A 14,604-nucleotide genomic window follows, 5' to 3' on the forward strand; every position below is an offset into this window, starting at 1 on the left:
ACAATTAAGGTAAAATCATGTCTGTTGATACGCAACAATTTTCAGGTACAGATCAGTACATTGCGACTGATAGTTTAAAACTTGCTGTTAAAGCCGCACGTGCTTTGCAAAAACCACTTTTGGTGAAAGGTGAGCCGGGTACAGGTAAAACCTTATTGGCTGAGCAGGTGGCTCAAAGTTTAGGTTTGAAACTGATTACATGGCACATTAAATCGACCACTAAAGCGCAGCAAGGTTTATACGAATATGATGCAGTGTCGCGTTTGCGTGACAGCCAATTGGGCGATGACCGTGTATATGACATTAAAAACTATATTAAACCTGGAAAATTGTGGGAAGCATTTACTAGCTCAGAGCGCTGTGTGTTGTTGATTGATGAGATTGACAAGGCAGATATTGAATTCCCAAATGACCTGCTGCATGAACTTGATAAAATGTCGTTTTATGTTTATGAAACAGGCGAAACCATTACCGCAACACAACGTCCAATCGTGATCATCACTTCTAATAATGAAAAAGAACTGCCAGACGCTTTTTTACGTCGCTGTTTCTTCCATTATATTGATTTCCCAGATGAAGCGACCATGCGCGATATTATCGATGTGCATTTCCCTAATATTTCAAGCAGCTTGGTTTCAGAAGCTTTACAAGTTTTCTTTAAATTACGCCAAGTTCCCGGCTTAAAAAAACCACCATCTACGTCTGAACTCATTGATTGGTTAAGCCTATTGATGGCAGATGACATGCCTGAAGATATTTTGCGTCATAGTGATAAAAGCAAAGCCATTCCGCCTTTATACGGCGCATTAATCAAAAATGAACAAGATGTGCAATTGCTTGAGCGTTTAGCCTTTATGTCGCGCCGTTAAGGGAGGACAACGCCATGTTTGTGCGCTTGTTTTATACCTTGCGACGCTACGGTGTACCTGTCACCACACGTGAATTGATCGACTTAAATCAGGCAGTGGCATCGGGTTTGGTTTTTGCAGACCAAGATGAATTCTATCAACTTGTTAAAACTGTCATGGTTAAAGATGAGCGTTTTTTTGACAAGTTTGACCGTGCCATGAAAGACTATTTTGATGGCATTTCCAATTTCGATTTAGATGATTTACTCCAGCAAGTTCATCAATTGCCCAAAGATTGGTTTGACTTAGAACTGCTAGAAAAAAATCTAACGCCAGAACAACGCGAAGAGCTGAAAAAAGCAGGTTCTTTAGAAGAATTGATGAAAATGCTGGAAGAGCGTTTACGCGAACAGCATAAAAAACATCAGGGCGGCAACCGTATGATAGGTACGGGTGGCACATCACCCTTTGGTGCTTTTGGAGATCATCCCGAAGGGGTACGCATTGGTGGGCCTGGACGTAAGCGTTCTGCTGTTAAAGTCTGGGAGCAGCGTCAGTATCGAAATTTAGACGATGAACAGATTTTAGGTACGCGACAAATGCAATTGGCACTGCGCCGTTTGCGTAAATTTGCCCGTCAAGGCGCAGCTGAAGAACTAGATGTTGATGGCACTATCCGCGAAACTGCCAAACAGGGCATTTTAGATGTGCAATTGATGCCAGAACGTCGTAATCGCGTCAAAGTGTTGATGTTGTTTGATGTGGGGGGCTCGATGGATGCGCACATCGCCCAATGTGAAAAACTGTTTAGTGCGGCTAAAACTGAATTTAAAACCCTCGAATATTTTTATTTCCACAACTGTTTATACGACTATGTTTGGAAAGACAATGTACGCCGTAGCAGTACCCGTATGAATACATGGGATTTATTTAATACCTATGGACGCGACTATCGGGTAATTGTGGTCGGTGATGCGAGTATGGCTCCTTATGAGCTGAATTCGATTGGGGGTTCGGTGGAATATATGAATGATGAAGCAGGACAAGTGTGGCTACAACGTCTGCGTCAGCATTTTGAAAAAACCGCATGGCTGAATCCTGAACAGGAAGGTTATTGGCATTACACACATACCATCGGTTTAATTCGACAAATTTTTGAAAATCATATGTACCCAATGACTTTAAAAGGCATTGAAGATATGACGAAATATTTGGCGCGATAAGCGCCAATTTTTTCATTAACTATTATCAATTTCAGTCAAAATATTGCGTGTGTATTGATGAAATACCAATACGATAAGCAACGTGAATTTCAATTTAAGGGGGATTGAGATGGAACATCAAATCAATGGCATCGCATTACCGAACGAAGAAGTTTTTTTCGGGCAATATGGCGGGCAGTTTATTCCACCGCATTTAAAAGTAGCCATGGATGAAATTAAGCTTGCTTATGAGGAAATTCGTAAAACGGCAGAATTTCAAAATGAATTAAAAGATTTATTTGCCAATTATGTAGGTCGCCCAAGTCCTTTGTTTCATGCAAAGCGTTTATCTGAGCAGTTGGGTGGTGCGCAAATTTATTTAAAACGTGAAGATTTAAATCATACGGGTGCACATAAAATCAATCACTGTTTAGGTGAAGCATTGCTAGCCAAATATATGGGTAAAACCAAAGTTATTGCAGAAACAGGTGCGGGACAACATGGTGTAGCATTGGCAACAGCATGTGCCCTTGTGGGTATTCCGTGTGAAATTAACATGGGACAGGTCGATATTGAAAAAGAACATCCAAACGTCGTGAAAATGAAAATTTTAGGTGCCAACCTGATATCAGTCACACGTGGTACAGCGACTTTAAAAGATGCTGTAGACAGTGCTTTTGAAGAATACTTAAAAGACCCGAAAAACTATATTTATGCAATTGGTTCAGTGGTTGGCCCACATCCATTTCCAAAAATGGTACGTGATTTCCAGGCAATTATTGGTGATGAAATTAAAATGCAAAGCCAAGAACGTTTTGGGGTAAGTCCAGATTACATCGTGGCATGTGTGGGCGGTGGTTCAAACGCAGTGGGTGCATTTACTGCTTTCTTAAATGATCCTGAAGTTAAGCTTGTGGGTGTAGAACCTGCAGGGCATGGTTTAGATACAGATCAGCATTCAGCAACCTTAACTTTGGGTAAACCTGGTCAGTTACACGGCATGGCGTGTTATGTGCTTGAAGATGAACAGGGTGAGCCATTGCCAGTCCATTCAATTGCTTCGGGTTTGGATTATCCTGGTGTAGGGCCACAACATAGCTTTTTAAAAGATATTGGTCGCGTGGAATATTCAACAGCAACAGACCAAGAATGTTTAGATGCCTTTATGACCTTGTCACGTGTAGAGGGGATTGTACCTGCTTTGGAAAGTTCACATGCGGTAGCGTGGGCCTTGCGTGAAGCACCAAAAATGGCAAGAGACGTGAAAATTGTAGTTAATCTTTCAGGTCGTGGTGATAAAGACTCAGACTATGTAGCAGAAAAATTAGGTTTGAACTAATTTTACTGAATATGAAAAAACGCCTAAATGTGTAAGTTTAGGCGGTTTTTATTTATCTTTATTTATATTTTTCAGGTTGAAAATACAGTTACTTAGCTTGCAATATATTGTTGTAATTGTTCGATCAGTTTGCGTTGATCATCCATAGTCGCTTTCACTAAGTCACCAATCGACACCAAACCTACCAACTGTTCATCTTCAAGTACAGGCAAGTGACGTAAATGATGGTCAGTAATTAAGTTCAAGCATTCTTTAACACTGGTGTTTTTGGTCACGGTCAGTACTTTAGCAGTCATAATTTCACTGACTGTCGTGCTTTTAGAGGTTCGTTCCATCAAAATAACTTTACGGGTGTAGTCACGCTCAGACAGAATACCAACCACATGATTGTTTTGATCGGTAACCACCAACGCACCAATGCCTTTGTCAGCCATTAAACTAATAGCTTCTAAAACCGTTGCTTCTGGGCGAATTGTGTAAATTTCGTGATGTGCTTTATCTTGTAAAACATGAATTACCTTGGTCATATTCTGTGTCCTGATTGTTGTTTATTGTTTGACTTTTAAAGTAACGTGAATTGTAAAAATTGCAAATACTTTAGCGTCACGATTGTATTTTTACGTCAATTCTATTCCGGTTCTATTTATGCAATATTTAACGCAGGTTCATTAAAAAAGAAATGCTTCATTTGTGAAGTGGTCAGTTTAATTTTTTGACTTGACGAACCATACAAGGTTGGTATGACATTTAAACGAGTGAGCGTTGGTAATAAAGAAGTCTCGAAATCCTGCGCGGAAATTTTACGAGGACTGTATTGTGGCCAGTGTTTTGCCGCATATTTATGCGCTTGTACAGCATTTAACCAAAAAGGGAAAATATAATCATCGTGATCTGAACTCATTGCCCACCCTTGATGATATAAACCCCAAAGTACACCGCAGTACATCATTGATTTTAATAGTGTAACTTTAAGCAGGAAATCCCTTGGTAAAGGGTGGAGTTGGTTAATCTGATTCATAATCAAGCAAGGTTGTAAAATTTGGCTATATTGTAAAAAGAATAGATGAATATACCGTTTAAGCTTTGCTTAAAATCGTAAGTAAATATGTATTTATGGTTTAAATATCTAAATTAAGGGTCAAAAAAAACGCCACCTAAGTGACGTTTTATTATGCTTGCATGGTGGCCATGTTTTGCCAGTATTGCGCTTTCAATGAATCACGTTCAACACGGAAACCTTGATAATACAGTTCTGCCAAGAACATTGCTGCTTTACCATGTCCTGCACGTGCAGCTTCTTCGAGTTGTTTTACCGCATCTTGGAAGTTCATTTGTGAATGAATTGTGTTTACCGCATTTGCATAAACATGCTCTAAGTCATGGTGAGAGATCGTTTGAATCATATTAAACTCCTTATTGTAATTATGATTACTAATTTAAGCCTACCTTTTAGGCTTCATATCAATTTAACGCTTTATTGTTAAACTAATATTACAATTTGATTGAATTGTCAAATAATTATCGGGGTTGATTAGCATATTTCAAGTTTACATGATTAAACATTGAACAAGTTTAATTTTGATTAAACTAAAGCTCTAAGCATGATAAAAAAGGAGAATAACATGACAAGATCCGTAGACGGATGTGCTTTTGATGTACCTCCATTGACTTCTCAAATTATTGAGTTGGCACATCATCACCGAAAAAAACTAGATGAGGCAATTTTCCGTCGTGATATTCATTTAGGTGAATACTGCTTGGCGCAACGTAAACGTGTGGCTGATTTTGCAAAGACTTTAGAGCGAAGCGATCGTATAGAATTTTATCGTAATTATGATGGTGAATTACTCCGTATCGCAGATGAAGATGAACTGCATCCTGCCGAAGCAGAGGGCGGTGTCAGTATATTTGCTATTTTCTTGGTGCTTGCAGTCATTGCATTGGTTTTATACTTTGCTGTCATTCGTGGCACCATTGGCTAAAGCTGAATGCTTTGTAGAATTTGTAGAAAAAGGCTCAATTTTTACCGTGACGATACAGTAAAAATTGAGCTGTTTAACTTGTACAACTCACACGGGCATCCTACACTAAGGCGATTAGAGGTAGGTCATGCACAACGCAATTCAAAAAACGATTCAATTTATTTCTCAACTGAAACTCGAGCAAATTTATAATATTGTTGTGCTGAGTATCATTTTTATTATTTTAACTTTATCAAGTGTTGCGCTTTATCGCCCAGTTGGGGTGCAACAATTTCAAAATGTTGAGCGTTTGTCGCAACAATCTATGTATGCCAATACCCAAGACATGGCAGTGCGTTTACTCAATCAACGTCCAATTCGTTATGTGCATTATTTAAAATTGATGCAGGCACATCAGATGGAGCAAGATCGGGCTCAACAACTTCCTGCCTTGGTGCAAGAATAATTTTATCTATTGGCGTCGTTTTCATATTGCGCGGTGTCGGAGTTAAAGATATTGGCGCAAGTAAATTGTCCTGTAGCATTTTTTCCAATGCCGCTTTATCTAAATGTTCGCTCACAATCACCAAAGTTAAACGATCTGGGTGTAAATGTTTGCGAATCGCACGTTGCACATCCTTAGCGGTAATTTTCTCCACGCGTTCTGCATAATCACTTAAATAATTTGCAGGAAGCAGATAAAAACCGATGTGTCCAAGCTGGGCATTAATACTGGCATTGCTGCTGTATTGATTCGGAAAAGCACGAATTAAACCTGCTTTGGTTTCTTTTAATTGCTCCAAATTGATGGGCTGTTGCACAAATTGAATTAAGCTTTGGTGAGCGACCTGAATACTATCGAGTAACTGATCTTGGCGCGTAGAATAGCCTAAGCTAAATAAACCCGCTGCTTGGGTAAAACGAAACGAACTGCTTACACCGTAAGTGTAGCCACGTTTTACTCGTAATTCTTTCATCAAAATAGAATTGAAACTGCTGCCACCCAGCATTTTATTGGCAATTTCCAAAGCCAAATAATCAGGATCATCGCGTGTGGTCGCAAGTTGCGCAATACTGACATGCGCTTGGTGTGAGCGATAGGGAATATGCTGGATGTTGAAATGTGTTGCAGGTGTAGGCTGTTGCAAAGCTGTTGCTGCAACACCTTGGGCAATATGTGCGCTGATGGTATTGGCAAGTTTTTCTGCTTCTTTTAAGGTCAATTTTCCTGTAATGGCAATATTCATATTTTGCGCGACCAAAAACTGATCTCTAAATTGTTGTAAGTGCGCTGGTTGAATCCGTTTGATGCTGGCATTGGTTCCCGTAATAGGTTCCGCATAGACATGTTGTCCGTAAATTGCACGATATAAGCGAATATTCATTAAGCGACTTGGGTTTTCTTGCAGCTGCTTTTGTCCGATTTGTGTATTGCTTTGCACACGCTGGATATTGGAACGCTCAAAAGTCGAGTTTTTCAATATTTCCAGCATCATTTTGACTGCAGATTGCATTTTCTGCGGCTCAGACAGTGTTCTTAGCCGTACCACAAACATATCGCGGTACGCAGTGGCACTAAAACGTGCGCCTGTGGTTTCAAAAGCTGCGGCAATTTCTTCAGCCTTATAACGTTTAGTACCTTCATCCATGAGTTGAGCTGCCATATTAGCAACGCCAAATAAACCTTTTTCAATTTCTGCATCGCGGGCAGAACCTGCATTAAAAGTCAGTTGAATATCAACCATTGGTAAAGCAGGATTTTCGACAAATAAAGTGCGTACGTGTTGATGGTTTTTTAATTCATGCACTTGTGGAGCGCGAACATCGACCAATTCATTTACAGTATTTAAACTTTGTAGCAAGCTCAAAGATTGCAAAGGCGTACTTACATCTGTTTCAGCAAAATTATGGGCTGCTGTGGTGACAGTTTCCATTGTGAAGCCAGGAGAAGATAGGCCAAAACTCGTGCTTAAAATAAGCGTGCTGAATAGATGTTTTTTCATGGAAATCACAGTTTAAGGTGTTGTGCTTTGAGGTAATAAATACAAGGTGCTAAGTCTGTCTTTGTTAAAGTAACTTTGCGCAACACGTTGAAGGTCTTGGGAGGTAATGGCTTGCAGGTGTTGTGGTAAAACATCGATTAAACGGTGACTGAATCCATTGACTTCCAAATTGCCAATGGTTCGGGCTTGTTCTGCCAAATCATCCTGACTATAAATCCAATTGGCAACAAATTGAGTCACCACGCGTTCAATATCACTTGCATTGATCAAATCCTGTTTCAGCATATCCACTTCGTTTTGAATTGCGGCCTGTGCTTCGCTTAATGCTACACCAGCTGCAGGCAATGCCGAAATACTAAACAAACTGTCCCCACGTTGATAGGGATCATAACTGACACTGACTGAGCTAAGAATCTTATTGTTTCTGACCAGACGTTGTTCTAAACGTGAAGTAATTCCACTGTCTAACAGATGTTTGATGATGGTGAGTGCAAAGGCATCTTGAGGATTTTTAGCTGTTGCCAATGAACCGACATTCCAAGCCATATATAAATTAGGAACTTGCACAGCAGCAGACAATTCCATGTGCCGATAGCCTAAGTGTTCAAATTCCAACACATCATTACGCGGTGGTGTGGGTGCTTTAGGAATATCTCCAAAATACTTTTGGATTTGCAACAATGCGCCTTGATGATCTACATTACCCACAATCACTAAAATAGCATTATTCGGTCGATACCATTTTTTGTACCATGTCTGTACATCTTGCAGCTGAATACTTTGCAGGTTTTTCATGTGCCCAATAATGGGTTGTCGATAATGGCTGCTTGGGTAGGCAATCCATTTAAAGCGTTCAAAAGCCAAAGCCCGCGGATTATCATCGGTACGTTGCCGCCGTTCTTCCATCACCACCTTAATTTCAGGCTCAAAGTCTTGTTGACGAAGCAACAAATTACTCATTCTGTCTGCTTCTAATTCTAAAGCCAGCGGCAAATAAGTTTTGGGGTAAAGCTGATAATAATTGGTGTAATTGGTAAAGGTCGCTGCATTGATACTGCCACCATAAATACGACTTAAACGGGTAAACTCATCATTCGGCACTTTGGCTGTGCCTTTGAACATCATGTGTTCAAGTACGTGTGAAATGCCAAGAGTATTTCCCGACTCATCGCTACTGCCTACTTTGTACCAAATTTGTGTCATCACCATTGGAGAACGATGGTCTTCACGAATAATGACTTTTAAACCATTGCTGAGCGTGGTTTCATAGGTGTTATTCATAGCTATAACTTCTGCATAGCTAATCGAAGCCGTTAAACTTAAACACAACGCATAAACAGAATTCATTGAAATTTGGAACATAAGCAAGTGGATATCAATCGTTATCGGCTTATCTTTTAGAAATTAAAACGGAAAGGCAAGGATTGCTGTGGGTATTTTTTGTATGCGGCTATGTAGTTGGAAGACGAGGTAAAAGTAATTGGTTTATGTTAGAATCCGATTTTTTAACGCAATGCTTTTCAAGGATTCGGCATGCAACAGCAATCTAATGGGCAAAATAAATTTTTGATTGATGCTGATATCGGAGATGATGATGTCACATTACCGAATTTACCAGCGGTAAATGTTCCGATTGTTGAAACAACACCTTTACAACAAGCAGAAATGTCTGAACCTGCTGCTGAAACATCATCAAACACAGACGCAGCTGCGAAAGGTGGTTTCTTTAGTCGCATGAAAGAAGGGTTAACCAAAACCCGTAAAAACTTTGCCGATGGCATGGTGAATATTCTGATTGGCGGTAAAGAAATTGATGATGAATTATTAGAAGAAGTCGAAGAACAACTTTTGGTTGCAGATATTGGTGTAGATGCAACGAAAACTATTATTGCCAATTTGACTGAGCGTACTGCGCGTGGTGACTTAATTTATTCGCATTCTTTATATAAGGCTTTGCAAGAAGAATTAGTGGCTTTGCTTGTGCCACGCGTAAAACCTTTACATATTGATGCCAATAAAACTCCTTATGTGATTTTAGTCGTGGGTGTGAATGGTGTAGGTAAAACCACAACCATTGGCAAGTTAGCAAAACGCTTACAGGGTGAAGGTAAAAAAGTCATGCTGGCAGCAGGAGATACTTTCCGTGCTGCAGCGACAGAACAATTGCAAATCTGGGGCGAGCGTAACGATGTTGCTGTTGTAGCACAAGGTCACGGTGCAGACAGTGCTTCTGTTATTTTTGATGCGTTTGAAAGTGCGCGTGCCAAAGGCATTGATGTGCTAATTGCAGATACAGCAGGACGTTTGCATAACAAAAGCAACCTAATGCAAGAGTTGACTAAAGTTAAGCGTGTAATGCAAAAAATTGATGCAACCGCACCGCATGAAGTGATGTTAGTGGTGGATGCAGGCACAGGTCAAAATGCGATTAACCAAGTTGAAATGTTTGATGAGGCTGTTGGTTTGACAGGAATCACTATCACTAAATTAGACGGTACTGCAAAAGGTGGCGTCTTATTTAACATTGCAAGTCGTACCCACGTGCCAATTCGCTTTATTGGTGTGGGTGAAAAAATTGATGATTTACGTCCATTCTCGGCAAAGGCTTTTGTTGCAGCACTGTTTGAAACTGAAAAATGATTTTTTAACTAAGAATATAAAATGCTGTAAGTTTCACACAAACTCCGCAAAATGCGGAGTTTGTTGTTTTTAGTGGGTTTGAGTGTTGTAAAAAGCAACAGCTAAAAATACAAATGCGAATAAAACCATATCTGTTTATATAGAATAAGAAAAATATTAAATTGATTTCGATTGATTTTTAGGGCAAGTCAAAATGTCAATTTTAAATAAAATTAATCATATGCTTACAGCAGATATCACGAAAGACTTTAAGCTTAAGAAAAAGTCTAACCATGATGCAAATGAACTGACTTTCATCGATCAATTAAAAAAGCGCCGTAGTGTTTATGCTTTAGGAAAACGCACTCATTTTAGCCAAACGTATAAGACAGAGCTTATTCAGGAAGCTGTGCGTAGCTGTCCATCAGCACATCATTCAGAAAGTACGCGCGTGGTTATTTTATTTTCTGAACCACATAAAAAATTTTGGAATTTAGTACTGGAAGTACAACGCCAGTTTGTACCAGATCAGGTTTTTGCAGGTACGAAAATAAAAATTGAACAATGTGCAGCAGCTTTTGGCACGGTATTGTTCTATGAAGATCAACAAGTGATTCGTCAATTGCAAAAGAAAATTCCATTTAATGCTGCAGAATTTCCAATTTGGTCGGAGCAAACTTCAGGCATGGCGCAATTTGCGGTGTGGACAGCATTGGCAGATTCAGGCGTGGGTGCATCTTTACAACATTATAATCCAAGCATAGATCGTGCTGTGGCGGAGCATTTTGATATTCCAGATACATGGCTATTACGCTCACAACTTGTTTTTGGATCAATTGAAGAAGAAGTAACCGAACGGAGTCATACACACTATCAAAATCAATTTAAAGTTTATGGCTAAATAAAAGCGTTAAAAGATTAGACAAACAGGTTTCTAATTACGCGCTACAAAAAGTGAATCGCGGTATGTTTGTATTGCAAAAGACTTTATCCGTAGAATAAAAGTATATAGATGCAGTCACATACATTTGTCACCTTATGAAACTATAATCGTTCTATACATAAAACACACTGTCGTGTTTTTTGTAATGTTTATGCTGAATAAAAGGCGTAAAATCGCTGTATAAATCGATTTCTAAAAATTCTGCAGAGGAATTAAAAAATGTCATTTTTGAATCAATTAGAAAAACGCCGTTCAATCTATGCGCTTGGTAAAAATGTTCCTGTAGATCAGGCAACTATTGAAAGCACGATCAAACAAGCAGTTCGTTTAAGCCCATCTTCATTTAACTCGCAAACTTCGCGTGTTGTGACTTTATACGGTGCATCGCATACACAATTCTGGAACATCGTTTTAGAAACTTTACGTAAAATGGTTCCTGCAGACGCATTCGCAAACACAGAAGCAAAAATTAACAGCTTTAGTGCAGGTTTTGGTACAGCATTATTTTTTGAAGATCAGGATGTTGTAAAAGGTTTACAAGAACAATTCCCGCTCTATGCAGACAACTTCCCAGTATGGTCAGAGCATTCAACAGGGATTGCACAATTCGCAGCGTGGACAGCGTTATCTGAAATCAATGTAGGAGCATCATTACAGCACTATAACCCAATCGTAGATGAAGAAGTTGCTCAAACTTATGACATTCCAGCAAACTGGAAACTACGTGCGCAATTGGTGTTTGGTTCAATTGAAGCACCTGCTGGTGAAAAAACATTTATGGATGATGCAGAACGTTTCAAAAGCTTTAACTAAGCTTCAGCAATACATGCTGTACAGACAAAAAAGTAGGATGATGATTCATCCTACTTTTTTGTTGTTAGGGGGGTAATGATGTGTCTTACGGCTTTCTTATTTATGTGAAAATTCTTAAACCTATAAACTGTCATAAAACTGTCATTTATACATTGCATAGTGCAATCAAACTTTAATAAATGATACAGAGTGAAATATGGCATTTAAATTAGGCGTAGCAGCTATTGCATTAATGGCTAGCAGTTCAGCATTTTCAGCAGTAACCATTTCAGTGCCAGAAGAAATTAAATTGCTCGCTGTAAATGATCAAGAAATTCGTTCTGGTTTATTCAGTTCTGCACAGCAAGTGAAAGTTAATGCGGGTGAAAATGTCATTAACTTGCGCTATCAACAATATTTTGAACATCATAATGGTGCTCACGATATTTTAAAATCGGGCGTAATTACACTCAAAACCCCGATTCTTCAAGATGGCGAAAACTATCGACTCGCTTTGGTAAATCCACCTAAAGATTTCGATGCTGCAAAAGAATTTAAAGATCAACCTAGCATTGGCTTATATAATCAAAAGAATCAATTGCTAGTACAACAAACAGGTGCCAAAGCAAGTTCAACTGGTTGGTTAATCGGTAGCTTACGCAATAAAACAGTAGATACAACTCAAAACAGTGCAACAGTAAATCAGCCAGCGGCAGTTTATACGGCGGCGGCAGTGTTGCCATCTGAGAAAACTACTTCAGTAACATTGCATACTCAAAAGCAAACACAGGGCAAAGAGCAACAATTGATTCAATTGTGGCAACAAGCCAGTAAAGCAGAACGACAAAAATTTATGTCTTGGCTTGCAGAACAAGTCAACTAATCTAGATTTGCAACCTGCTCAATTGAGCTGGTTGTTTTTTTTTGTTTAAAAAGGATTTATTCAAAAAACCAATCTGATAAAGTGTAAAAAAAGACGAATTATAAGAAAAATATGAAATACGCTTAAAACTTAGGCGGATGATACTTTTTTTGAAAAAAAACTAAAAATACATATTGCGTCTATTCAAAAACTGTATAGAATACCCAACACACCAACGCAGTGTTGATTGAGTTGGTGCTGTTATTGATGAAATAACAGAAAATCATTAAGAGATTATGAAGAACAACTTGTGTGGATTTTTACTGGTTGATTGATCGAAATTATTTTCATTAATTGATTGGTTTAAATTACTCGAAGTTTATTTGAGCGAAATTTAAGTCAGAAAATTGATGAGCCAGATTTGGTCACTTCGAATAAAGTGACAAAATGATTTTAACTGAAGAGTTTGATCATGGCTCAGATTGAACGCTGGCGGCAGGCTTAACACATGCAAGTCGAGCGGGCGAGGTTGCTTCGGTAACTGAGCTAGCGGCGGACGGGTGAGTAAAGCTTAGGAATCTGCCTATTAGTGGGGGACAACATTTCGAAAGGGATGCTAATACCGCATACGTCCTACGGGAGAAAGCAGGGGACCTTCGGGCCTTGCGCTAATAGATGAGCCTAAGTCGGATTAGCTAGTTGGTGGGGTAAAGGCCTACCAAGGCGACGATCTGTAGCGGGTCTGAGAGGATGATCCGCCACACTGGGACTGAGACACGGCCCAGACTCCTACGGGAGGCAGCAGTGGGGAATATTGGACAATGGGGGGAACCCTGATCCAGCCATGCCGCGTGTGTGAAGAAGGCCTTTTGGTTGTAAAGCACTTTAAGTGGGGAGGAGGCTCTCTTGGTTAATACCTAAGAAGAGTGGACGTTACCCACAGAATAAGCACCGGCTAACTCTGTGCCAGCAGCCGCGGTAATACAGAGGGTGCGAGCGTTAATCGGATTTACTGGGCGTAAAGCGCGCGTAGGTGGTTAATTAAGTCAAATGTGAAATCCCCGAGCTTAACTTGGGAATTGCATTCGATACTGGTTAGCTAGAGTATGGGAGAGGATGGTAGAATTCCAGGTGTAGCGGTGAAATGCGTAGAGATCTGGAGGAATACCGATGGCGAAGGCAGCCATCTGGCCTAATACTGACACTGAGGTGCGAAAGCATGGGGAGCAAACAGGATTAGATACCCTGGTAGTCCATGCCGTAAACGATGTCTACTAGCCGTTGGGGGATTTGATCCTTTAGTGGCGCAGCTAACGCGATAAGTAGACCGCCTGGGGAGTACGGTCGCAAGACTAAAACTCAAATGAATTGACGGGGGCCCGCACAAGCGGTGGAGCATGTGGTTTAATTCGATGCAACGCGAAGAACCTTACCTGGCCTTGACATAGTAGAGACTTTCCAGAGATGGATTGGTGCCTTCGGGAATCTACATACAGGTGCTGCATGGCTGTCGTCAGCTCGTGTCGTGAGATGTTGGGTTAAGTCCCGCAACGAGCGCAACCCTTTTCCTTACTTGCCAGCATTTCGGATGGGAACTTTAAGGATACTGCCAGTGACAAACTGGAGGAAGGCGGGGACGACGTCAAGTCATCATGGCCCTTACGGCCAGGGCTACACACGTGCTACAATGGTCGGTACAAAGGGTTGCTACACAGCGATGTGATGCTAATCTCAAAAAGCCGATCGTAGTCCGGATCGCAGTCTGCAACTCGACTGCGTGAAGTCGGAATCGCTAGTAATCGCGGATCAGAATGCCGCGGTGAATACGTTCCCGGGCCTTGTACACACCGCCCGTCACACCATGGGAGTTTGTTGCACCAGAAGTAGGTAGTCTAACCGCAAGGAGGACGCTTACCACGGTGTGGCCGATGACTGGGGTGAAGTCGTAACAAGGTAGCCGTAGGGGAACCTGCGGCTGGATCACCTCCTTAACGAAAGATTGACGATTGGTAAGAATCCACAACAAGTTGTTCTT

14 protein-coding genes and 1 rRNA gene are annotated in these 14,604 nt (G+C 40.4%); 10 read left to right on the top strand and 5 right to left on the bottom strand.

The window, feature by feature from the left end:
* Positions 1 to 17: 17 nt before the first annotated feature.
* From B2W49_RS12060 to trpB, 3 genes are all read left to right on the top strand, one after another.
* Positions 18 to 869, top strand: coding sequence for an AAA family ATPase (locus tag B2W49_RS12060; RefSeq protein WP_291341588.1), 852 nt, complete (start codon positions 18 to 20; stop codon positions 867 to 869).
* A 14-nt stretch (positions 870 to 883) separates the two neighbouring features.
* The gene (locus B2W49_RS12065) at positions 884 to 2,071 is read left to right on the top strand and encodes a vWA domain-containing protein (protein ID WP_291341590.1); all 1,188 of its coding nucleotides are present in this window, start codon (positions 884 to 886) and stop codon (positions 2,069 to 2,071) included.
* 109 nt (positions 2,072 to 2,180) lie between these two features.
* A complete protein-coding gene (trpB, locus tag B2W49_RS12070) occupies positions 2,181 to 3,389 on the top strand; it encodes a tryptophan synthase subunit beta (protein WP_291341592.1) in 1,209 nt (402 codons plus the stop codon).
* Positions 3,390 to 3,481: 92 nt separating this feature from the next.
* On the opposite strand, the gene B2W49_RS12075 is transcribed toward trpB, so the two are convergent.
* The 3 genes from B2W49_RS12075 to B2W49_RS12085 all read right to left on the bottom strand — a co-directional run bounded on the left by B2W49_RS12075 (position 3,482) and on the right by B2W49_RS12085 (position 4,792).
* Positions 3,482 to 3,916: a CBS domain-containing protein gene (locus B2W49_RS12075; protein WP_291341595.1), complete on the bottom strand. Its 435-nt coding sequence runs from the start codon at positions 3,914 to 3,916 to the stop codon at positions 3,482 to 3,484.
* Between the two features lie 116 nt (positions 3,917 to 4,032).
* A complete protein-coding gene (locus B2W49_RS12080; protein WP_070154476.1) occupies positions 4,033 to 4,407 on the bottom strand; it encodes a DUF2750 domain-containing protein in 375 nt (124 codons plus the stop codon).
* Positions 4,408 to 4,558: 151 nt separating this feature from the next.
* Positions 4,559 to 4,792 (bottom strand): hypothetical protein, encoded by a 234-nt coding sequence (locus tag B2W49_RS12085; RefSeq protein ID WP_004976599.1) that lies wholly within the window; start codon positions 4,790 to 4,792, stop codon positions 4,559 to 4,561.
* Positions 4,793 to 5,011: 219 nt separating this feature from the next.
* Between B2W49_RS12085 and B2W49_RS12090 the strand changes: the two genes are divergently transcribed.
* The gene (locus tag B2W49_RS12090; RefSeq protein ID WP_291341598.1) at positions 5,012 to 5,371 is read left to right on the top strand and encodes a hypothetical protein; all 360 of its coding nucleotides are present in this window, start codon (positions 5,012 to 5,014) and stop codon (positions 5,369 to 5,371) included.
* 127 nt (positions 5,372 to 5,498) lie between these two features.
* Positions 5,499 to 5,816, top strand: a complete 318-nt coding sequence (locus tag B2W49_RS12095) for a hypothetical protein (protein WP_291341600.1) — start codon at positions 5,499 to 5,501, stop codon at positions 5,814 to 5,816.
* Here the strand turns inward: B2W49_RS12095 and B2W49_RS12100 are convergent.
* The gene (locus B2W49_RS12100; RefSeq protein WP_414630605.1) at positions 5,713 to 7,353 is read right to left on the bottom strand and encodes a M16 family metallopeptidase; all 1,641 of its coding nucleotides are present in this window, start codon (positions 7,351 to 7,353) and stop codon (positions 5,713 to 5,715) included. The genes B2W49_RS12095 and B2W49_RS12100 overlap by 104 nt on opposite strands.
* A 12-nt stretch (positions 7,354 to 7,365) precedes the next feature.
* Positions 7,366 to 8,715 carry a pitrilysin family protein gene (locus B2W49_RS12105; protein WP_349677186.1) on the bottom strand — a complete coding sequence of 450 codons (1,350 nt, stop codon included), beginning with the start codon at positions 8,713 to 8,715 and terminating at the stop codon, positions 7,366 to 7,368.
* A 171-nt stretch (positions 8,716 to 8,886) separates the two neighbouring features.
* Here B2W49_RS12105 and ftsY point away from each other — a divergent pair, with 171 nt between their 5' ends.
* From ftsY to B2W49_RS12130, 5 genes are all read left to right on the top strand, one after another.
* Positions 8,887 to 9,993 carry a signal recognition particle-docking protein FtsY gene (ftsY, locus tag B2W49_RS12110; protein ID WP_291341605.1) on the top strand — a complete coding sequence of 369 codons (1,107 nt, stop codon included), beginning with the start codon at positions 8,887 to 8,889 and terminating at the stop codon, positions 9,991 to 9,993.
* 193 nt (positions 9,994 to 10,186) lie between these two features.
* Positions 10,187 to 10,873: a nitroreductase family protein gene (locus tag B2W49_RS12115; RefSeq protein WP_291341607.1), complete on the top strand. Its 687-nt coding sequence runs from the start codon at positions 10,187 to 10,189 to the stop codon at positions 10,871 to 10,873.
* Between the two features lie 261 nt (positions 10,874 to 11,134).
* Positions 11,135 to 11,728 carry a nitroreductase family protein gene (locus B2W49_RS12120; RefSeq protein WP_291341609.1) on the top strand — a complete coding sequence of 198 codons (594 nt, stop codon included), beginning with the start codon at positions 11,135 to 11,137 and terminating at the stop codon, positions 11,726 to 11,728.
* A 196-nt stretch (positions 11,729 to 11,924) separates the two neighbouring features.
* Positions 11,925 to 12,590 (top strand): DUF2057 domain-containing protein, encoded by a 666-nt coding sequence (locus tag B2W49_RS12125; protein ID WP_291341611.1) that lies wholly within the window; start codon positions 11,925 to 11,927, stop codon positions 12,588 to 12,590.
* Positions 12,591 to 13,023: 433 nt separating this feature from the next.
* Positions 13,024 to 14,560 (top strand): 16S ribosomal RNA (locus B2W49_RS12130).
* Positions 14,561 to 14,604: the final 44 nt, after the last annotated feature.

Source organism: Acinetobacter sp. UBA801 (genome assembly GCA_002296655.1).
Classification (GTDB): Bacteria; Pseudomonadota; Gammaproteobacteria; order Pseudomonadales; family Moraxellaceae; genus Acinetobacter.